Origin of the sequence: Mycobacterium sp. NPDC050551, assembly GCF_040674075.1 — a bacterium.
GTDB lineage: Bacteria > Actinomycetota > Actinomycetes > Mycobacteriales > Mycobacteriaceae > Mycobacterium.
In genome coordinates this window covers 491,993-513,629 of the sequence record NZ_JBFARC010000005.1, presented here as the reverse complement: position 1 = coordinate 513,629, position 21,637 = coordinate 491,993, and the positions used below count along the sequence as shown (strand labels likewise).

The 21,637-nt window shown below is 69.8% G+C and carries 16 protein-coding genes and 1 pseudogene; 15 read left to right on the top strand and 2 right to left on the bottom strand.

Translation table 11 applies throughout. From position 1 onward, the window contains the following. Positions 1–39: 39 nt before the first annotated feature. The 6 genes and pseudogenes from AB0K11_RS22150 to AB0K11_RS22125 all read left to right on the top strand — a co-directional run bounded on the left by AB0K11_RS22150 (position 40) and on the right by AB0K11_RS22125 (position 6,956). Positions 40–864: a PfkB family carbohydrate kinase gene (locus tag AB0K11_RS22150; RefSeq protein WP_364981909.1), complete on the top strand. Its 825-nt coding sequence runs from the start codon at positions 40–42 to the stop codon at positions 862–864. A gap of 343 nt (positions 865–1,207) precedes the next feature. Then, on the top strand, positions 1,208–3,193 hold the full coding sequence (locus tag AB0K11_RS22145) for a 2-oxoacid:acceptor oxidoreductase subunit alpha (RefSeq protein ID WP_364981783.1): 1,986 nt from the start codon (positions 1,208–1,210) through the stop codon (positions 3,191–3,193). After that, positions 3,190–4,266, top strand: a complete 1,077-nt coding sequence (locus AB0K11_RS22140; protein ID WP_364981780.1) for a 2-oxoacid:ferredoxin oxidoreductase subunit beta — start codon at positions 3,190–3,192, stop codon at positions 4,264–4,266. Before AB0K11_RS22145 ends, AB0K11_RS22140 begins: the two co-directional genes overlap by 4 nt. 10 nt (positions 4,267–4,276) lie before the next feature. Next, complete coding sequence (gene mobA, locus AB0K11_RS22135; RefSeq protein WP_364981777.1) at positions 4,277–4,882, top strand: molybdenum cofactor guanylyltransferase; 606 nt, start codon at positions 4,277–4,279, stop codon at positions 4,880–4,882. Between the two features lie 1,155 nt (positions 4,883–6,037). After that, positions 6,038–6,262, top strand: a pseudogene (locus AB0K11_RS22130) (transglycosylase family protein); the annotation flags it as partial. A 169-nt stretch (positions 6,263–6,431) separates the two neighbouring features. Continuing rightward, positions 6,432–6,956, top strand: coding sequence for a transglycosylase family protein (locus tag AB0K11_RS22125; protein WP_364981774.1), 525 nt, complete (start codon positions 6,432–6,434; stop codon positions 6,954–6,956). Here the strand turns inward: AB0K11_RS22125 and AB0K11_RS22120 are convergent. Then, positions 6,922–7,545 (bottom strand): VOC family protein, encoded by a 624-nt coding sequence (locus tag AB0K11_RS22120; RefSeq protein ID WP_364981771.1) that lies wholly within the window; start codon positions 7,543–7,545, stop codon positions 6,922–6,924. The two genes, AB0K11_RS22125 and AB0K11_RS22120, sit on opposite strands and share 35 nt — an antisense overlap. Continuing rightward, positions 7,542–8,702, bottom strand: a complete 1,161-nt coding sequence (locus AB0K11_RS22115; RefSeq protein WP_364981768.1) for an FAD-dependent oxidoreductase — start codon at positions 8,700–8,702, stop codon at positions 7,542–7,544. Before AB0K11_RS22115 ends, AB0K11_RS22120 begins: the two co-directional genes overlap by 4 nt. A gap of 32 nt (positions 8,703–8,734) precedes the next feature. Between AB0K11_RS22115 and AB0K11_RS22110 the strand changes: the two genes are divergently transcribed. The 9 genes from AB0K11_RS22110 (at position 8,735) to AB0K11_RS22070 (ending at position 21,593) form a co-directional block, all read left to right on the top strand. Further along, the gene (locus AB0K11_RS22110) at positions 8,735–10,732 is read left to right on the top strand and encodes a S9 family peptidase (RefSeq protein ID WP_364981765.1); all 1,998 of its coding nucleotides are present in this window, start codon (positions 8,735–8,737) and stop codon (positions 10,730–10,732) included. Between the two features lie 10 nt (positions 10,733–10,742). Then, a complete protein-coding gene (locus AB0K11_RS22105; RefSeq protein ID WP_364981762.1) occupies positions 10,743–11,999 on the top strand; it encodes a saccharopine dehydrogenase NADP-binding domain-containing protein in 1,257 nt (418 codons plus the stop codon). 84 nt (positions 12,000–12,083) lie between these two features. Continuing rightward, a complete protein-coding gene (locus AB0K11_RS22100) occupies positions 12,084–12,701 on the top strand; it encodes a DUF937 domain-containing protein (protein WP_364981759.1) in 618 nt (205 codons plus the stop codon). Positions 12,702–12,802: 101 nt separating this feature from the next. Next, a complete protein-coding gene (locus AB0K11_RS22095) occupies positions 12,803–13,363 on the top strand; it encodes a hypothetical protein (RefSeq protein WP_364981756.1) in 561 nt (186 codons plus the stop codon). Positions 13,364–13,410: 47 nt separating this feature from the next. Further along, positions 13,411–16,062, top strand: a complete 2,652-nt coding sequence (locus tag AB0K11_RS22090) for a valine--tRNA ligase (RefSeq protein ID WP_364981753.1) — start codon at positions 13,411–13,413, stop codon at positions 16,060–16,062. Continuing rightward, the gene (locus AB0K11_RS22085; RefSeq protein ID WP_364981750.1) at positions 16,059–17,468 is read left to right on the top strand and encodes a folylpolyglutamate synthase/dihydrofolate synthase family protein; all 1,410 of its coding nucleotides are present in this window, start codon (positions 16,059–16,061) and stop codon (positions 17,466–17,468) included. The genes AB0K11_RS22090 and AB0K11_RS22085 overlap by 4 nt, the downstream gene beginning before the upstream one ends. A 53-nt stretch (positions 17,469–17,521) precedes the next feature. After that, positions 17,522–17,899, top strand: coding sequence for a DUF4233 domain-containing protein (locus tag AB0K11_RS22080; protein WP_364981906.1), 378 nt, complete (start codon positions 17,522–17,524; stop codon positions 17,897–17,899). Between the two features lie 18 nt (positions 17,900–17,917). Then, positions 17,918–18,328 (top strand): nucleoside-diphosphate kinase, encoded by a 411-nt coding sequence (gene ndk / locus AB0K11_RS22075; protein ID WP_364981747.1) that lies wholly within the window; start codon positions 17,918–17,920, stop codon positions 18,326–18,328. A gap of 310 nt (positions 18,329–18,638) precedes the next feature. Then, positions 18,639–21,593 carry a translation initiation factor IF-2 N-terminal domain-containing protein gene (locus AB0K11_RS22070; RefSeq protein ID WP_364981744.1) on the top strand — a complete coding sequence of 985 codons (2,955 nt, stop codon included), beginning with the start codon at positions 18,639–18,641 and terminating at the stop codon, positions 21,591–21,593. Positions 21,594–21,637 lie beyond the last annotated feature (44 nt).

Below are 21,637 nucleotides of genomic sequence, written 5' to 3'. Positions count from 1 at the left end.
GAACGGGGAGGGGCAGCGGTGCGACAGCTCGTCGGCGGGGTGACCGTGATGGGAAACCTGGCCGTCGACGTGATCAACGGCGCCCCACCGAGCCCGGGAGGCTGTGCGTCCTTTGCGGGCGTGGCACTCGAGGCGATGGCGGGTCCCGGACGGATCATCGGCATGGCCGCCGAGCGCGACCATGCGCTGTTCGATCCGCTGGTCGACCGGTTCGGGGCCGTTCTTCGCATCCTGCCCGGGCAGCGCACCAGCAGCTTCCGGCTCGACTACGTCGACGTCGACCACCGCACGATGACCGTCGAGGCGATCGGACCGGTGTGGGGCGGCGCGGAAGTCGCCGCCGCCGATCCGGACACCACATGGATCCACCTCGCGCCGCTGCTGCGGGGCGACTTCCCCGCCGAGACGCTCGCGCTCCTCGCCGATCGCGGACACCGGATCGTCTACGACGGGCAGGGGCTGGTGCGCGCGGACCGGCTGGGGCCGCTGACTCTGGACCGGCACTTCAGCAGGGAGATGCTGCCGCACCTCGCCGTGCTGAAGCTCGCCGAGGACGAGGCGGTGATCGTCGCGGACGGCGAATTCGACGCCTCGACCGCCGCACAACTGGGAGTGCCCGAGATCCTGGTGACCTTCGGGTCGGAGGGCTGCGACGTCTACACCGAGGGTTCGGTCGTCAGGGTGCCCGCGGCGTGGCAGGTGAGCGGCGTGCAGACCACGGGCGCCGGGGACATGTTCACCGCCTGCTACACCGCGAACCGGTCGGCGGGCGCGGAGCCTCGCGAGGCCGTGGCGCTGGCCAGTGAACTGGTGGCGCGCGAACTCGACAAGCGCAGGCGGAAAGAACCCGTCGGACGGCCCTGACGTGCTGCTGAGCGGCTGCTCAGCAGTGCTAGCCAGGTGCTACCGGTCGGTAACTTTCTCTTAGAAATGACGCCGCCGGAAAACGTGACGAACGACACAGATTGACGGGTGTCAACATGTCATTCACGTCACTGAGCAGCGGATACCGCGGACGTGGTCCGGCGACGCGCGGGCGTGTGTGGTAAAGCCTCGCCTAAGAGAAGTGCAATAATCGGTACTGACAGTGACATCAAACGGCGACGCGCCGCTGCGCGAAGCCGAGGCCTCCGTGGGTTCCGCCCGCCGGCGGGTAGTCATTGACCGCGACTCGATCACAGCACCACGACCCGGGAAAGGCAGGGGGATGGGCTCGAACGGCAACGGAGCTGGTCCGGCAGCCAGTCCAGCACAGCCACGGCAGAAGCTGGAGAAAGTCGTCATCCGATTCGCCGGTGACTCCGGCGACGGCATGCAGTTGACCGGTGACCGGTTCACCTCCGAGGCCGCGTTGTTCGGCAACGACCTTGCGACGCAGCCGAACTACCCCGCCGAGATCCGCGCGCCCCAGGGCACGCTGCCCGGCGTCTCGTCGTTCCAGATCCAGATCGCCGACTACGACATCCTCACCGCGGGTGACCGCCCCGACGTCCTGGTCGCGATGAATCCCGCGGCGCTCAAGGCCAACGTGGGCGACCTCCCGCGCGGTGGCCTGGTGATCGCCAACTCCGACGAGTTCACCAAACGGAACCTGGCCAAGGTCGGCTACGAGGCCAACCCGCTGGAGAACGACGAGCTGTCCGACTACGTCGTGCAGGCCGTCCCGATGACCACCCTGACGCTCGGCGCGGTGGAGGCGATCGGCGCGACCAAGAAGGACGGCCAGCGCGCGAAGAACATGTTCGCCCTCGGCCTGCTGTCCTGGATGTACGGCCGCGAACTGCACCAGAGCGAGGCGTTCATCCGGGAGAAGTTCGGCCGCAAGCCCGACGTCGCCGAGGCCAACGTGCTGGCGCTGAAGGCCGGCTGGAACTTCGGTGAGACCACCGAGGCTTTCGCCACCACCTACGAGGTCTCGCCCGCCAAGCTCAAGTCCGGCGACTACCGGCAGATCTCCGGCAACACCGCGCTCGCCTACGGCATCGTGGCGGCCGGGCAGCTGAGCAACCTGCAGGTGGTGCTCGGCACCTATCCGATCACCCCGGCCTCGGACATCCTGCACGAGCTTTCCAAGCACAAGAACTTCAATGTGCTGACGTTCCAGGCCGAGGACGAGATCGCAGGCATCGGCGCGGCCATCGGCGCCTCCTACGGCGGCGCGCTCGGCGTCACCAGCACCTCCGGCCCGGGCATCTCGCTCAAGTCGGAGGCGATGGGTCTGGCCGTGATGACCGAACTGCCGCTGATCGTGATCGACGTGCAGCGCGGCGGTCCGTCGACCGGTCTGCCGACCAAGACCGAACAGGCCGACCTGCTGCAGGTGCTCTACGGCCGCAACGGTGAGTCACCGGTCGCCGTGCTGGCACCACGCTCGCCGTCGGACTGCTTCGACGTCGCCGTCGAGGCCGTTCGCATCGCGATCGGCTACCACACACCCGTGGTCATCCTGTCCGACGGCGCGATCGCCAACGGCTCGGAGCCGTGGCGGATCCCGGACATCAGCACCTATCCGTCGATCGAGCACACCTTCGCCAAGACCGGTGAGCCGTTCCAGCCGTACGCCCGCGACCCGGAGACCCTGGCCCGCCAGTTCGCGATTCCCGGTACACCCGGTCTGGAGCACCGCATCGGCGGCCTGGAAGCCGCCAACGGTTCGGGCAACATCTCCTACGAACCGAAGAACCACGACCTGATGGTGCGGTTGCGCCAAGCCAAGGTCGACGGCATCGCGGTGCCCGATCTGCAGGTCGACGATCCCAGCGGCGAAGCCGAACTGCTGATGCTCGGATGGGGCAGCTCGTACGGCCCCATCGGCGAGGCGTGCCGGCGGGCGCGCCGCAAGGGCATCAATGTCGCCCAGGCACACATCCGGCACATGAACCCGTTCCCTCCCAATCTCGGTGAGGTGCTGTCTCGCTACCCCAAGGTGGTGCTGCCGGAGATGAACCTTGGCCAGCTCGCGATGCTGCTGCGCGCCAAGTTCCTCATCGACGTGCAGTCGGTGACCAAGGTGGAGGGCATGGCGTTCCTGGCCGACGAGGTCGAGGGCATCATCGACGCCGCCCTGGAGGGCACACTCGCGGAGAAGGAAATCGACAAGGCCAAGTTCGCACGACTGGCCGCGGCCACCATCGAGGGCCCCGGCCAGGACGACGCGGAAACCGATGTGACCGGTGTGGGAGTGAAAGCATGACCGACCTAGTCGGATCCGACCTGAACCTGACCCCGCTGTCCAAGACGGCCCACGTGCCGACGACGGACCAGCCGCAGAAGGGCAAGGACTTCACCAGCGACCAGGAGGTCCGCTGGTGCCCCGGCTGCGGTGACTACGTCATCCTCAACACCATCCGGAACTTCCTGCCCGAACTCGGACTGCGGCGCGAGAACATCGCCTTCGTCAGCGGCATCGGGTGCTCGAGCCGGTTCCCGTACTACCTGGAGACCTACGGCTTCCACTCCATCCACGGCCGGGCCCCGACCATCGCCACAGGCCTGGCGCTGGCCCGCGAGGACCTGTCGGTGTGGGTGGTGACCGGTGACGGCGATGCGCTGTCGATCGGCGGCAACCACCTGATCCACGCGCTGCGCCGCAACATCAACCTGACGATCCTGCTGTTCAACAACCGGATCTACGGTCTGACCAAGGGCCAGTACTCGCCGACCTCCGAGGTCGGCAAGATCACCAAGTCGACGCCGATGGGCTCGCTGGACTACCCGTTCAATCCGGTGTCGCTGGCACTGGGCGCCGAGGCCACGTTCGTCGGCCGGGCGCTCGACTCCGACCGCAAGGGCCTCTCGGAGGTTCTTCGCGGTGCCGCTGCACACCGGGGCGCCGCACTGGTCGAGATCATGCAGGACTGCCCGATTTTCAACGACGGGTCGTTCGACGCACTGCGCAAGGAGGGCGCCGAGGAGCGCCTGATCAACCTGACCCACGGCGAGCCGATCATCTTCGGCGCCGACGGCGAGTACTGCGTGGTCAAGTCCGGGTACGGCCTGGAGGTCGCCAAGACCGCCGACGTGTCCGCCGACGAGATCGTGGTGCACAACGCCCAGATCGACGATCCGGGGTACGCCTTCGCGCTGTCGCGGTTGAGTGAACAGAACCTCGAGCACATGGTGATGGGCATCTTCCGCCAGGTCAGCCGGCCCACGTACGACGACGCCGCGCGCGGGCAGGTCCGTGCGGCGCGCGAGGCGCGGCCGCACGACACGGCAGCACTGCAATCGCTGCTTCGCGGCAAGGACACCTGGACCGTCGACTAACGTCGCAGGGGTGACGTCCCCTGTGCCGCTCGCCGCAGTCGTGCTGGCCGGCGGAGCATCCCGACGGATGGGACGCGACAAGGCGACGCTGGTCGTCGACGGTCCTGCCGGTCCCGCCACCCTGGTCGAGACCGTGGTTGCCGCGGTGAGCGGGCGCTGTTCGCCCGTTCTGGTGATGGCGGCCCCCGGCCAGCGGTTGCCTGCCTTCGACACCGCACCCGAGCCGTCGGTGCTGCGCGACGAGGAACGCGGCATCGGACCGCTTCTGGCCACCGGCCGCGGCCTGCGCGCCGCCGCCGAGGCCGGGCTGGAGTGGGCCTTCGTCTGCGCGGTGGACATGCCGTATCTCTCCGTCGATCTCATCGACGCCCTGGTCGGGCCGGCCGCACGGCTGCGCCCTGACGTCGTGCTGCCCTGGGACGGCCGCGACCACTACCTTGCCGGTGTGTATCGCACCGCACTGCACGAGCGCATCTCCACACTCGTGGCGGCCGGGGAACGCAGCATGCGCGCGCTGATGGATGTCGTGGACACTCAGCGCATCGTCATGCCGGAACAGCGGGCGCTGACCAACGTCAACACCTCGTCCGATCTGGGCAGACTCAGCAGCCGGTGAACTCCAGCAAATTGTCACCGATCGCTTCTTTTCGTCATGCAAAGTCAGCTATTTCGCAGTTGGCGTGAAATGCGCTCAATTGAGCGGCGTTATTCGGTGGCAGCCATTTCATTGGTTCGGCCGTCGAATAACCGGTCCGTCGCGGGGCGGTGCGTCTGACATAGCTGCCCGCCAAGGGTTTTCGTGCGACCGGCGGCTGATGTCGTTGCCGGGAAACCGTTTCCCGATGCGCCTGAGGCGACGGGTGAAAGCGGCCGATGTCGTGACGCGTCGTCGAACCGGCGCTGACCGCTGACGACGGCGGAGCCGGCGCAGTGGACCGAGCGCGGCGCTCCCGAGTGAAGGGATCCGGGCAACGCCGAAAACCGTTGTCTGCCGCGGCTGCTCGGTGGGCCGCCGGCGCCGTGGACCACTGACGACAACGGGGTGGCGTCTCACTGGAGAGCTGACCGTTAGGCGGATATTCCGCTGCACAGCAACGTGTTTCGTGGCATCGAAACGTTCGATACGCGCAGCAGTCGTCAGCGAACCGGAGGCGCAAGGATCACGTGGGATCTGCTGCGCGAGGGCCGTTCCGTACCCGCTGATCTCCACGCACAAACGCCCACGGCCGCCGATTCTGGTGCGATTCGGGTAACCCAGCTCACATTTTGCGCGTGAACTGCCTCACGATCTTTCGCCAGCGTAACGATTTTTCCACGCGCGTCGATACCGCCGCTGACCTGCGCAGAGTTGCGGTGGATCGGCGTCGTGATCTGCCCGTGATCAAACCGGGATCGGCGTCAGCTCGATATGACTTCACCCGAATCGGTTTTGTACGGTTCGACCCGGCTTCGGAATTGGAGCAAATAATTTCAAAACCGAGAACCTGCGTGTGAGCGGGTCCGCGTACGGGTTGAGACACCCCGCGGCCGCCGGGGTCCACCCGGCGGGGCGAGATCGCCGCCCCTGGCGTGCCTGACCGAGACGGCACGCCCCGGCTTCCCAGCCTCTGACGAGGCGACGCGACCCCTGCGGGCCGTCGCCGGCGCGCGCTTGGCGAAAGGATCGAACTTGAAGAACATCCGCAAGACGTTTGGACTGGCCACCATCGCCGGGGCGCTTGCCGTGGCCCCGATGGCGCTGGCGACCGGTACCGCGAATGCGGACAGCGGCGTCAACTGGGACGCCGTTGCCTCCTGCGAGTCCGGCAACAACTGGTCGACGAACACCGGAAACGGCTACTACGGCGGCCTCCAGTTCACCCTGGGCACCTGGAAGGGCAACGGCGGGTCCGGCATGCCGCACCACGCCTCGCGCGAGGAGCAGATCCGCGTGGCCGAGAACGTGCTCAACAGCCAGGGCATCGGCGCATGGCCGGTGTGCGGCGGGCAGGGCTAGAACTTCGCAGCAGACGGTGGCGGTGTCGGGTGTACCCGGCGCCGCCACTTTCTTCTCTCCAGCACCTCTACTGCGTGTCCGCCCCGTAGAGAACTTCGGCCTCTCCTGTAACGCGTGACGCCGGTCACACGAAGGACCGGATAAGTCACGAGGTCGGGGAAGGACCGTTATGACCGTCAACTGCACCAACGGCATCATCGGCACACTGCGGAAGGCCCTGGTCCGGGCCGGCTGGCTCACCGCGATCGCCGCGGCGATCGCCATGGCGCCCACCCTGCTGTCCCCGGCGGCGGCGAACGCCGACTCGCTGAACTGGGACGCGGTCGCCGAGTGTGAGTCGGGGGGCAACTGGTCCACCAACACCGGGAACGGGCACTACGGCGGGCTGCAGTTCAAGCCGTCGACCTGGACCGCGCACGGCGGCAGGGGCAACCCGGCGACCGCTCCGCGCTCCGAGCAGATCCGGGTGGCCGAGCGGGTGCTGGCCAAACAGGGCATCGGCGCCTGGCCCAAGTGCGGTCCCCGTGGCGGTGCGCCGGCGATCTGGAACGTCGGGAGCCCTGCCCCCGCCCCCACCCCCGCCGCAGGCGGCTGCGACGCCATCCGCACCGGCAGTGTCTTCGGCCTGTTCGACCTGCGCCGGATGTGCTCGTCGGTGCTCAGCCCGCTGACGTCGCTGGGCGTGCCACGCTGACCTCGTTGCCCTGCGGGTCCACCAGCTGATCCGGGCCGTCCTCGATCGCACCGGCGGCGAGCAGGTGGCCGGCCCCGATGACCGTCGGCCGCCAGCGGTTCGGCACCACCCGCACGTCGTCCACCCGGACGAACTTCCAGATCAGACCCTCCCAGCCCGCGCAGCCCCGCAGCCAGCGCGGAGTACCGTCCGGCCCGTCGTCCACCCGGGCACCGACCAGCGGTGCCCACCATGCCGCCAGATCCTCGGGCCGGTCGCTGTCGGTGCACACCGCGAACGCCTTCGCGAGCCCGTCGGCGGGCAGCGCCGGATCGGGGAAGGCGCAGAACTCGTTGCCTTCGACGTCGGCGAGCGTGACCCAGTCGGGCGGATGAGCGGAGAGCAGCCTGGCGCCGAGCGCGATCAGACGGTCCGGATCGCCGACGCGGACATCGAGGTGCACCCGGTTCTTCACCGACTTCGGGCACTTCTGCGGGCGGACGTCGAGCAACCGCCGCTGTTCGTGGCCGCCGAGCACACCGACCCAGAACGCCCGCAGCGCGGCCGGGTCTGCTGCGTCGACCGCGAGCGGGCCGAGGACGACGCTCACCGCGGCGGATCGCCGGGCATCGCGAAGGCTTTGCGGGCCGCCACCGACGCCAGGTGCCGGGCCAGCACCGCTTCCGGCACGAACACCGAGGCCCGGCTGGCCGCGGCGCTGAGCAGCGCGGGCCGCAGGTTGACCACGCGACCGATCATGGCCGATTCGCGCACCAGCGCCCGAGTCCGTGGCCGCCGGAATCTCGCGAACTCGGCGAACGCCGTCGGCAGGTCCGTACACCGCTGCACCATCGCGGCCAGCACCGCCGCATCCTCCAGCCCCTGGCAGCCGCCCTGGCCCAGGTGTGGCCGCATCGGATGGGCGGCGTCGCCGACGAGCACCACCGGGCCGCGTGACCACTGCCGCGCGAAGTCCCGGTCGTAGAGGTCGTTGCGCAGCACGTCACCCTCGGCCGTCGCGGCCATCAACGCGGGAATCGGCTCCGCCCACGAGGCGAACCGTCGCCGCAGGTGCTCGAGTTCGCCGCCCGGCGCCGTGCCGCCCTCGGCCGCCCGCTCGGTGGCGAACCAGTAGGTGTGGTCCGGCCCGAGCGGCACATGGCCGACCTCGCGTCCCGCGCCCATCGTCTCGCCCGCGAGATCGGGATCGAGGGTGTGGGCGGCGATGGCCCGCCATGCCGTGTAGCCGGCGTACCGGTGATTCAGCTGCCCGTTCAGGTGGCGCGCCACCATCGATCCGACACCGTCCGCGCCGATCACGGCGTCCACCTCGCGCGCCGTCGCATCCGACAGGGTCACCCGGGCGCCTGCGCCGGTGAGGACCAGGTCGTCGGCCGTCAGCCCGCTCTCGACCGTGCCCGGGCGCAACGCCCCGGCCAGGATCTCGGTGAGCGCGTTGCGCCGGATCACCACAAGGGGCTCGCCCAGCGCCCGCACCATCCGCTCGGCGGTGGGCCGCCGCAGCCAGGACCCGTCCTGCCAGCGCATCGCGCCTGCGGTGACACGCCCGCCCGCGTCGCGGACCGCATCGCCGAGGCCGATCTCGTCGAGCGCCGCCAGCGCGTTGGGCCAGATGCTGATGCCGGCACCGGTGGCGGTGTCGGTCTTCGCCTCGATGATCGCGACGTCGTGTCCGTGCCGCTGCAGGGCCACCGCGGTGGCGAGACCGGCGATGCCGGCACCGACGATCAGTATCCGCTGGGCCATCGGTCGAACGTAGCGTGTGCTACCAACGGGGCATGACTGCCGCTGCCCACCCGACGCCCTTCGCCGACCTCGACGAGTACCTCGCGCTGCCCCGGGTGTCCGGTCTCGCGGTGTCCCCGGACGGCCGCCGGGTGGTCACCACCATCGCCGAACTCGACAAGAGCCGCACCGAGTTCGTCTCTGCCATTTGGGAACTCGATCCGGACGGTGAGCGGCCGGCGAGGCGGCTGACCCGCGGTGCCAAGGGTGAGTCCGCACCGGCGTTCACCGCCGACGGCGATCTGCTGTTCGTGGCTTCGCGTGCGACTCCCGGCGACGACAGCCCGCCTGCGCGCCTGTGGCGGTTGCCCGCGGCGGGCGGCGAGGCGATCGAAGTGCTCGCGCCGGCAGGCGGTGTCGGCGCGGTGCGCAGCGCTCGCGCGGCCGACACCACGATCATCACCGTGCCGCTGCTGGCCGCGGCCGCCGACATCGGCGACGACGCGCGACTGCGGACGCTCCGCAAGGACAACAAGGTGACGGCGGTGCTGCACACCGGCTACCCGGTGCGGCATTGGGATCGCGACCTGGGCCCCGATCACCCCCACCTGCTCGACACCGCCGGGGCCCGCGACCTCACCCCCGAACCCGGTGCGGCGCTGAACGACTCCACGTTCGACGTGAGTGCCGACGGCCGGTTGATCGTGACCACCTGGGACGTGCCGGGGCCCGGCGCAGCGGTGCGCCGCACACTGGTGCGCATCGACGTCGCGACGGGGGAGCGCACGCCGCTCGCCGAGGACGCCGGTGCCGACCTGGACCACCCGGTGATCGCACCCGACGGCTCCGCCGTGGCCTTCACTCGAGAGACCTACTCCACGCCGACGCAGGCCCCACGGATCACGCTGTGCCTGTTGCGATTCGGCGACACGGACTTCGTCGAGCTGACCGCGGACTGGGACCGGTGGCCCTCCTCGGTGACATGGACCGCGGACTCCGCGGCGCTGATCGTCACCGCCGACGACGCAGGCCGGGGACCGGTGTTCCGCGTCGATCCGGTGACCGGTGCCGTCGACCGGATCACCGGCGACGACCACACCTACACCGACGTGCGCACCGCGCCCGGCGGCATCATCTACGCGCTGCGCAGTTCCTACGCCGCGCCGCCGCATCCGGTGCGCATCTCCGCGGATGGCACAGTCACCGCCCTCGCCGCCGTCGACGCGCCCCCGCTGCCCGGCACGCTGACCGAGGTGACGGCCACTGCCGCCGACGGCGCGACCGTCCGGTCCTGGCTGACTCTGCCGGAGACCGCGACCGACGCGGCACCCGCGCCGATGGTGCTGTGGGTGCACGGCGGCCCGCTCGGCAGCTGGAACAGCTGGCACTGGCGGTGGAATCCGTGGCTGCTCGCCGCGCAGGGATACGCGGTGTTGCTGCCCGATCCCGCGCTCTCCACCGGCTACGGCCAGGACTTCGTCCAACGAGGCTGGGGGGCTTGGGGATCCGCTCCGTACACCGACCTGATGGCGGCGACCGACGCGGCGTGCGCCCATCCGCGCGTCGACGGCACCAGGACCGCGGCCATGGGCGGATCGTTCGGCGGCTACATGGCGAACTGGATCGCCGGCCACACCGACCGGTTCGCCGCCGTGGTGACGCACGCCAGCCTGTGGGCGCTCGACCAGTTCGGCCCCACCACCGACGGCGCCTACTGGTGGGCGAGGGAGATGACTGCAGAGATGGCCGCCGCCAACTCGCCGCATCACCACGTCGCCGGCATCCGCACGCCGATGCTGGTGATCCACGGCGACAAGGACTACCGCGTGCCGATCGGGGAGGCGTTGCGGCTGTGGTACGAGCTGCTCACCGAGTCGGCACTGCCGGCCGACGAGCACGGTCAGACGCCGCACCGGTTCCTCTACTTTCCCTCGGAGAACCACTGGGTGCTGCACCCCGCGCACGCCAAGCTCTGGTACCAGGCGGTGCTCGGATTCCTGGATCAGCACAGGCTCGGCCGGAACGTCGAGTGGCCGGAACTGCTCGGGTAGCGTCGGGCACATGAGCCAGGAGCAGCGTCAGTTCGACATCGTCCTGTACGGGGCCACCGGCTTCGCCGGCCGGCTGACCGCCGAGTACCTGGCCCGGGCCGGCGGGGATGCGCGCATCGCGCTGGCGGGTAGGTCGCAGGACAAACTGCTCGCGGTCCGCGACTCGCTCGGCCCGAATGCCGCGGACTGGCCGCTTATCAGCGCGGACGCCTCGCAGCCGTCGACCCTCAACGCGATGGCCGCGCAGACCCGGGTGGTGATCACCACGGTCGGCCCGTACACCCGCTACGGCCTGCCGTTGGTCGCCGCCTGTGCCGCGGCGGGAACCGACTACGCCGACCTGACCGGCGAGACGATGTTCATCCGCGACAGCATCGACCACTACCACAAGCAGGCCGCCGACACCGGTGCGCGCATCGTGCACTCCTGCGGATTCGACTCCGTGCCGTCGGATCTCACGGTCTATGCGTTGTACCGCAAGGCCGCCGAGGACGGTGCAGGCGATCTCGGCGACACCACGCTGGTGGTCCGCTCGTTCGCAGGCGGAGTGTCCGGTGGGACGCTCGCGTCGATGACCGAGGTGATGCGCACGGCGGCCTCCGACCCCGACGCCCGGCGGCAGATGAACGATCCCTACACGCTGACGCCGGACCGCGCCGCCGAACCGGAACTCGGCGCCCAACCCGACCTGCGGTGGCGGCGCGGCGCCGAGATCGCTCCCGAACTCGCAGGCTACTGGACCACGGCGTTCGTGATGGCGGCGGCCAACACCCGTATCGTGCGGCGCAGCAACGCCTTACTGGAATATCCGTACGGCCGCCGGTTCGAGTACGGCGAGGTGATGAGTGTGGGCCGGTCGGTCGCCGCTCCCGCCGCCGCGGCATTGGGTGCGGGCGTCAACGGCGCGGTCTTCGCCCTCGGCACGCGCTTCTTCGACAAGTTGCCGCGCAAGGCCGTCGAGCGTGTCCTGCCCAAGGCGGGCACCGGGCCGAGCGAGAAAGCCCGTGAACAGGGGCACTACACGGTGGAGACCTACACCACGACCACCAGCGGCGCCCGTTACGTGAGCCGGATGTCCCAGCAGGGCGACCCCGGCTACAAGGCGACGTCGGTGCTGCTCGGCGAGTGCGGGCTGGCGCTGGCGTTCGACCGGGACAAGCTGTCCGACCTGCGGGGTGTGCTCACCCCGGCCGCGGCGATGGGCGACGCGCTGCTGGCCAGGTTCCCGGTGGCCGAGGTGTCACTGGAGACCGCGCGGCTCGGCTGACGCGGTCCGGCCGAACGGCCGTCGGACAAGATCAGGTCAACTAGGGTGACCACCACTGGCGCTTCAGCGACGAAGGTGGAGAACATGGCAGGCCTCGACGAACTCTTCGCACAGATCCCGGTTCAGGACATCGCCAGGCAACTGGGTGCCGACCAGGCCGAGGTCGACAACGCGATCCGCACCCTGGTGCCCGCACTCGTCGGCGGTGTCCAGGAGAACGTGCAGGCGGACAGCATCGACTCGAGCGAGCTCGAATCTGCGGTTCACCAGCAGGCCGCCAGTGGACTGCTCGACGGCGGTGTCAGCGTCGACCAGGTCGACAAGAAGGACGGCGACAAGATCGTCGCCAACATCTTCGGCGGCAACGACAGCGGCGCGGTGGCCTCCGCGCTGGGGGGCAAGGGCGCCGGCGGCAGCGAACTGATCAAGCAACTGCTGCCGATCCTCGCCCCGATCGTGCTCGCCTACATCGGCAAGCAGCTCTCCCAGAAGCAGTCCGCCCCCGCGGAGGCGCCGCAGCAGCAGTCATCCGGCGGCGGGCTCGGCGACGTGCTGGGCAGCATCCTCGGCGGCTCCGGTGGCGGCGGCGACAACCCGCTGGGCAGCATCCTCGGCAGCGTGCTCGGCGGCAACCAGGGTGGCGGCAACCAGGGCAACGTCATCGGCGAGATCCTCGGCGGCATGCTGGGCGGCAGGAAATAGGCGGGCCACCGCCTCCTCCGAACTGGCCTCCGCCGCCTGACCAGTTCGGGCCGAACCCGTACGGCGCGCCACAGTATGCACCGCCGGCCGCGCAGCAGTCGATGGTCAGCCGCTTCCTGCGTCGGCCGCCTGGACTGTTGCTCGCCGCGGGCGCAGTGCTGGCCGCAGCCCTGATCTGCTGGTCGAACAGTTCGTTCGGCACCGCGTTCGGCACCGGCTTACTGGGTCTGGCCGTCGGCGCCGTCGTGGTCGCCTGCTGGCTCTTCCGTACCGTCGCCAGTGCGGTCACCGCCAGGCGCCTCTTCGTCCGGGCCCTCGTCGTGCCGTTGATCTTCGGCGCCACCGCGTTGCTCATCGCGGTGGACGCGCCCGCGCGGGTGCGCTTCGCCCAGGCGCGACCCGCCTTCGAACACGCCGTCACCTCGATCGAGGATGGCGCGGATCCGGCGCGGTTCGTGGGCCGGATCGGGACATACCGCATCAGTCAGGTCAGCAGCTACGGCCGTGACGTGTACTTCACCATCCCGGGTGGCTTCCTCGGCACCAACGGACTGGCGTATCTGCCCGAGGGGCCGTCCGAGCCCGAGCACCAGGGTGAGGTGAGCAGCATCGAGACGCAGTTCACAGGCCCGTGGTACAGGTTCAGCCGCACCTGGGACTGACCAGGACCCGCGGGGCCCCCTCGCACGTCGATCCCTAGAATTGTCCGGTGACCGCCACCCCTGACTCCCGAGCCGACGCCCTGCCCAAACAGTGGGACCCGGCTGCGGTGGAGGACGAGCTGTACCGGGGCTGGGTGGAAGCCGGCTACTTCCAGGCCGATCCGTCCAGTGGCAAGCCGCCGTACTCGATCGTGCTCCCTCCGCCGAACGTGACCGGCAGCCTGCACATGGGACACGCGCTGGACCACACGCTGATGGACGCGCTGACCCGGCGCAAGCGCATGCAGGGTCACGAGGTGCTGTGGCTGCCCGGCATGGACCACGCCGGGATCGCCACCCAGAGCGTGGTCGAGAAGCAGCTCGCCGTGGACGGCAAGACCAAAGAGGACTTCGGCCGCGAACTGTTCATCGACAAGGTCTGGGACTGGAAGCGCGAATCGGGCGGCACCATCGGCGGCCAGATGCGCCGCCTCGGTGACGGGGTGGACTGGAGTCGCGACCGTTTCACCATGGACGACGGCCTGTCGCGGGCGGTGCGCACCATCTTCAAGCGGCTCTACGACGCCGGGCTGATCTACCAGGCCGAGCGCCTGGTGAACTGGTCGCCGGTGCTGAAGACCGCCATCAGCGATCTCGAGGTGAAGTACGAGGACGTCGAGGGCGAGCTGGTGTCGTTCCGCTACGGCTCGATGAACGACGACGAACCGCACATCGTGGTGGCCACCACCCGGATGGAGACGATGCTCGGCGACACCGCGATCGCGGTGCACCCCGACGACGACCGGTACCGGCATCTGGTCGGCCAGACGCTGCCACACCCGTTCGTCGACCGGGAGCTGATCGTCGTCGCCGACGAGCACGTCGACCCCGAATTCGGCACCGGCGCAGTGAAGATCACCCCCGCGCACGATCCGAACGACTTCGAGATCGGACTGCGCCACCAGCTTCCGATGCCGACGATCATGGACACCGCGGGCCGGATCGCCGACACCGGAACAGAATTCGACGGCATGGATCGCTTCGAGGCGCGGGTGCGGGTGCGCGAGGTGCTCGCCGCGCAGGGCCGCGTCGTCGCCGAGAAGCGGCCGTACCTGCACAGCGTCGGCCACTCCGAGCGCAGCGGCGAACCGATCGAGCCGCGGTTGAGCCTGCAGTGGTGGGTGAAGGTCGAGTCGCTGGCCAAGGCCGCCGGTGACGCGGTGCGCAACGGCGACACCGTGATCCATCCGCCCAGCCTGGAACCGCGGTGGTTCGACTGGGTGGACAACATGCACGACTGGACCATCTCGCGGCAGCTGTGGTGGGGCCACCGGATCCCCATCTGGCACGGCCCCGACGGCCAGACGGTGTGCGTGGGCCCCGACGAGACCCCGCCGGCCGGCTGGGAACAGGATCCCGACGTCCTCGACACCTGGTTCTCCTCGGCGCTGTGGCCGTTCTCCACGCTCGGGTGGCCGGAGCGCACCGCCGAACTCGCCACCTTCTATCCGACCACCGTGCTGGTCACCGGTTACGACATCCTGTTCTTCTGGGTGGCCCGGATGATGATGTTCGGCACCTTCGTCGCCGACGACCCGGCGATCACCCTCGACGGGCAGCGACCTGCGCCGGTTCCGTTCCGGAATGTGTTCCTGCACGGCCTGATCCGTGACGAACACGGTCGCAAGATGAGCAAGTCCCGCGGCAACGGCATCGATCCGCTGGACTGGGTGGAGACGTTCGGCGCCGACGCGCTGCGCTTCACCCTTGCCCGTGGCGCCAGCCCCGGCGGTGACCTGTCCATCGGTGAGGACCACGCCAGGGCGTCACGCAACTTCGCCACCAAGCTGTTCAACGCGACCCGGTTCGCGCTGATGAACGGGGCCGCCCCGGCCCCGCTGCCCGACACCGCCGCACTGACCGACGCCGACCGCTGGATCCTCGGCCGCCTCGAAGAGGTCCGGGCAGAGGTCGATTCCGCGCTGGACGGCTACGAGTTCAGCAAGGCGTGTGAGTCGCTGTACCACTTCGCCTGGGACGAGTTCTGTGACTGGTACGTGGAGCTGGCGAAAGTGCAACTGGGCGAGGGTGCCTCGCACACCACGGCGGTGCTCGCGGCGGTACTCGACACCCTGCTCAAACTGCTGCACCCGGTGATGCCGTTCGTCACCGAGGTGCTGTGGAAGGCGCTCACGGACGGGGAGTCGCTGGTGATCGCTGACTGGCCGCAGCCGTCCGGCTTCGCCGGCGATGCCGTTGCGGCGCAACGCGTCACCGACATGCAGAAGCTCATCACCGAGGTGCGGCGGTTCCGCAGCGACCAGGGGCTCGGCGACCGGCAGCGGGTTCCCGCCAGGCTGTCCGGCGTGTCCGAAGCGGGCCTGGGCGCGCAGGTGCCCGCGGTGCGGTCGCTGGCGTGGCTGACCGACGCCGACGCCGGATTCGCCGCCTCGGCCGCCGTCGAGGTGCGGCTGTCCGGCGGCACGGTGATCGTCGAACTCGACACCTCGGGCACCGTCGACCTCGACGCCGAACGCAAGCGGCTGCAGAAGGACCTGGCGGCCGCGGAGAAGGAGCTGGCGCAGACCACGGGCAAGCTCGGCAACGACGCCTTCCTGGCCAAGGCGCCCGAAGCCGTGGTCGATAAGATCCGGTCCCGCCAGCAGCTGGCCCGCGAAGAGGTGGAGCGGATCTCGGGTCGTCTGGCTGCGCTGCGATGACGGTCGAGCCGACCCCCGACGAGATCGCCGCCCTGCTGCAGGTGGAGCACCTGCTCGACCAGCGCTGGCCGGAGACCAAGCTCGAGCCGAGCACGGTGCGGATCAACGCGCTGCTCGAACTGCTCGGCTCGCCGCAGCGTGGCTACCCCTCGATCCACATCGCGGGCACCAACGGCAAGACCTCGGTCGCCCGCATGGTCGACGCCCTGCTCACTGCCCTGCACCGGCGGACCGGACGCACCACCAGCCCGCACCTGCAGTCGGCCGTCGAGCGCATCTCGATCGACGGCGCGCCGATCACGCCGGCGCAGTACGTCGCGACCTATCGCGAGATCGAACCGTTCGTCGAGCTCGTCGACCAGCAGTCCGAGGCCGGCGGCGGCCCGAAGATGAGCAAGTTCGAGGTGCTCACCGCGATGGCGTTCGCGGCGTTCGCCGACGCGCCGATCGAGGTGGCCGTGGTGGAGGTCGGCATGGGCGGGCGCTGGGACGCCACCAACGTCGTCACCGCACCCGTCGCCGTCATCACCCCGATCGGCCTCGACCATGCCGATTATCTCGGCGAGACCGTCGCCGAGATCGCCGCCGAGAAGGCCGGCATCATCGTCCGGCAGGAGCAGGACGACCTGGTGCCGACCGACACGGTCGCGGTGATCGCCCGCCAGGCGCCCGAAGCCATGGAGGTGCTGCTGGAGCAGACCGTGCGCGCCGACGCCGCGGTGGCCCGGGAGGACTCCGAGTTCGCGGTGCTCAGCCGCCAGGTCGCCGTCGGCGGGCAGCTGCTGGAACTGCAGGGGCTTGGCGGCCGGTACACCGACATCTTCCTTCCACTGCACGGCGAGCACCAGGCGCACAACGCGGTGCTCGCGCTGGCCGCAGTCGAGGCGTTCTTCGGGGCGGGCGCGTCGCGCCAACTCGACGTCGACGCGGTGCGGGCCGGATTCGCCGCGGTGTCCAGTCCCGGCCGGCTGGAGCGCATGCGCAACGCGCCGACGGTGTTCATCGACGCCGCGCACAACCCGGCCGGTGCGGCGGCGCTGGCGTCGGCGCTGCGCGACGAGTTCGACTTCCGATTCCTGGTCGGCGTGGTGTCGGTGATGGCGGACAAGGCTGTCGACGGCATCCTCGCGGCACTGGAGCCGGCATTCGATCAGATCGTGGTGACGCACAACGGTTCTCCGCGCGCCCTCGAGGTCGACGCGCTGGCCCTGCTGGCGCAGGAGCGGTTCGGCCCGGACCGGGTGCTCACCGCCCCCACCCTGCCCGACGCGATCGAGGCGGCCACCGCACTCGTCGAGGAGGCCGGCCAGGACGCCGAGGGGCTGTCCGGCGCGGGAATGGTGATCACCGGTTCGGTGGTGACCGCGGGAGCGGCCCGCACCCTCTTCGGACGGGACCCGCAGTGAGCGAGCAACCCGTACCGCAGGGGCCCGACCCGTGGCGCAGTTTCCGCGGCGTGATGGCCGGCACGCTGATCCTCGAGGCGATCGTGGTGCTGCTCGCGCTGCCGGTGGTCGCGGTCGGCGAGCCGGGCCTGACGCCGCCGAGCATCGGATACCTCGTCGGCCTTGCGGTGCTGATGGTCCTGCTTGCGGGGCTGCAGGGACGGTCGTGGGCGATCTGGGCGAACCTGGGACTGCAGGTGCCGGTGATCGCCGGGGCGGTGCTGCACGGCGCGATCGGTTTCATCGGGGTGCTGTTCGTCGGGGTGTGGCTGCTGATCCTCTACCTGCGGACCGAGGTGAAGCGGCGGCAGGATCACGGCCTGTTGCCGGGCCAGCAGCCGCAGGCCGAAGAGCCGCAGGGACGCGACTCGGGGGAGGGCGTTCAGCAGTGACCGGTACGCTCTCATTCCGTGACTGAGCGGACCCTGGTACTCATCAAGCCCGACGGTGTGAAGCGTCGCCTGGTCGGAGAGATCCTGAGCAGGATCGAGCGCAAGGGGCTGACCATCGCGGCCCTCGAGCTGAAGAACGTGAGCGAGGAACTCGCCCGCAAGCACTATGCCGAGCACGAGGGCAAGCCGTTCTTCCCGTCGCTGCTGGAGTTCATCACCTCCGGACCGGTGCTTGCCGCCGTCGTCGAGGGACCGCGCGCCGTTGCCGCATTCCGTCAGATCGCCGGCGGAACCGACCCGGTGGAGAAGGCCGTGCCCGGCACGATCCGCGGCGACCTGGCCCTCGTCACCCAGGACAACCTGGTCCACGGCTCGGATTCGCCCGACTCCGCGGTGCGCGAGATCGAGCTCTGGTTCCCGGGCGGCTAGACCGGCCGAATCGCGAGTTTGCGGCGCTTGGTCGGTCGGGCGCCGATGGTGTGGGATACTGGTCTCGGGTGAGCGGCCTTCATCCGAGGCCGGCCCACCCGAATGAAGACTTCGACGAGCGCGACCATCGTCCCGAACGATGTGGCGCAGACCGTCCAGCCGTCATTCAGCCAGGCACCGAGTAGGTCCTGACCTGGGGCCGCCCGGAGCGAGACCACAACAAGTCCGGAGAAGTGACTGCCGGGCACAAGAGCGCAAGCCCTCGCGTGGCCGCGTCGATACGACGCGCCCGGGGGCTCGAGGAGAATACGTGGCCGACAGTGACAACTTTGCAGCCCACAACGAAGAGCTCGCAGCGGCGGAGCCCCCGCCGCCGGCCCAGCCGCAGGACGGCCTTCCCGACCGGTTGAGGGTCCATTCGCTGGCCAGGGTGCTCGGCACCACCAGCAAGCGGGTGCTCGACGCGCTGGCGCAGTTCGACGGACGCACCCGCAGCGCACACTCGACCATCGACAAGAGCGAGGCCGAACGGGTACGCGATGCCCTCGCATCGGCGGAAGCCGCCGGCCCCGCAGAAGTGGCCGCGCCCGAGCAGCCGGCGGATCAGCCCGCCGAGGAGCGGGCCGAACCGGCCACCGAGGAGCGGACCGAATCGGTCGCCGAGGAGCGGGCCGAACCGGCCACCGTCGAGGAACCCGAATCACGGCTGATGCTGGAGACGGCTCCCGCGCCCGCCGCCTACCTTCCGCTGTTCGTCGCGCCGCAGCCGGTCACGGCCGAGGCCCCGGACGACGATGACGACGACGAGGACGAGGACGACGAGCCCGAGACGGCGTCGGATTCCGATGACGACCAGGGCGACCGGCCCGCGGCACGCAGGCGCCGGCGCGGACGCCGTGGCCGTGGCCGCGGCCGGGGCGAGCAGAACGACGACGCCGGTGACTCCGAGGGCGACGATCAGCCGGACAATCAGGACGAATCCGCCGATCAGGACTCCGGGGACGACTCCGACGACGACAACGGCGACGACGACGGCCAGGACTCCGAAGGCGCCACCCGCCGCCGGCGCAGGCGTCGCCGCCGCAAGTCCGGTTCGGGCGACGACGGTGAGTCGGGCTCGCCGGACGACCCGCCGAACACCGTCGTGCACGAACGGCCCCCGCGCGAGAAGTCGTCGAAGAACGCCAAGGACCCCGACGAGATCCAGGGCATCAGTGGGTCGACTCGGCTGGAAGCCAAGCGGCAGCGCCGCCGCGACGGTCGGGACGCGGGCCGTCGCCGGCCGCCGATCCTGTCCGAGGCGGAATTCCTCGCCCGCCGCGAGGCCGTCGAACGCGTGATGGTGGTGCGCGACAGGGTCCGCACCGAACCTCCCCACGAGGGCGCCCGCTACACCCAGATCGCCGTGCTCGAGGACGGTGTCGTCGTCGAGCACTTCGTCACCTCGGCGGCCCAGTCGTCGCTGGTCGGAAACATCTACCTCGGCATCGTGCAGAACGTGCTGCCGTCCATGGAGGCGGCGTTCGTCGACATCGGCCGCGGCCGCAACGGCGTGCTCTACGCCGGTGAGGTGAACTGGGAGGCGGCCGGACTCGGCGGCGCCCAACGCAAGATCGAGCAGGCGCTCAAGCCGGGCGACTACGTCGTGGTCCAGGTCAGCAAGGACCCCGTCGGCCACAAGGGCGCACGGCTGACCACGCAGGTGTCCCTTGCAGGCCGCTACCTGGTGTACGTGCCGGGCGCGTCGTCCACCGGGATCAGCCGCAAGCTGCCCGACACCGAGCGTCAGCGGCTCAAGGAGATCCTGCGCGAGGTGGTGCCGTCGGACGCCGGCGTGATCATCCGCACCGCCTCCGAGGGCGTCAAGGAAGAGGACATCCGCTCCGACGTCAATCGGCTGCAGGAGCGCTGGAACCAGATCGAGGCCAAGTCCACCGAGGTCATCGGCAAGAAGGCGGGCGCCGCGATGGCGCTCTACGAAGAGCCCGACGTGCTGGTCAAGGTCATCCGCGACCTGTTCAACGAGGACTTCTCCAGCCTCATCGTGTCCGGTGACGAGGCCTGGAAGACGATCGACAGTTACGTCAGCGCCGTCGCCCCCGACCTGGTGCCGCGGCTGACCAAGTACGAGCCGGCCGGCTCCGCCGAGGGCGGGACTGCTCCCGACGTGTTCGCCGTGCACCGCATCGACGAACAGCTCGCCAAGGCGATGGACCGCAAGGTGTGGCTGCCCTCGGGCGGCACCCTGGTGATCGACCGCACCGAGGCGATGACCGTCGTCGACGTCAACACCGGCAAGTTCACCGGCTCCGGCGGCAACCTGGAGCAGACGGTCACCCGGAACAACCTCGAGGCCGCCGAGGAGATCGTGCGCCAGCTCCGGCTGCGCGACATCGGCGGCATCATCGTCATCGACTTCATCGACATGGTCCTGGAGAACAACCGCGACCTGGTGCTGCGCCGTCTGACCGAGGCGCTGGCCCGCGACCGCACCCGTCACCAGGTGTCGGAGGTGACTTCCCTCGGGCTGGTTCAGCTGACCCGCAAGAAGTTGGGCACCGGTCTCGTGGAGGCGTTCTCGACGGCGTGCCCGCACTGCGCCGGACGCGGCATCCTGCTGCACGGCGACCCCGTGGACTCCACGTCGTCGGGCGGCGGGCGCAAGTCCGACTCCGGCGGCGGCGGCGGTCAAGCCGGCGGTGGCGGCGGCGGCAGTCGGCGCGGCAAGCGCGGCAAGAAGGCCGCCAAGACCGAGGAGGTCCCGGTCGCCAAGGTGCCGAGCCATCCGGCCGGCGAGCATCCGATGTTCAAGGCGATGGCGGCGGCCAACGGCAAGCCCGAGGACGACGACTCCGACGGCGGCGAGGACGACGAGAACATCGCCGGCGGCGAGCGCTCGGACGACGAGAAGCTGCACGAGGCCGTCGGCGAGGAACTGGCCGACGAGGACTTCGAGGACTCGGATGACGAGGACTCGGACGACGAGGACGATTCGGACGAGGAGGACGAGGACTCGGACGAGGACGAGTCCGACGACGAGATGGAACTCGACGACGACGACGATGAGGACGAGGACGACGACATCGACGTCATCTCCGACGAGGACTCCGACGACGAGGACGATTCGGACGACGACTCCGACGACGACTCCGACGACGATGAGGACGACGACGACCTCGTCGAACCCGAGGTGATCGCCGCCCCGAGCCGGCGGCCACGGCGACGGGCCGCCGCCAGGCCCGCGGGCCCCCCGGCCGCCGACTGACCGGACCGTTGGCGGTTTGACCCTCTACCCGCTGGTCACGTACC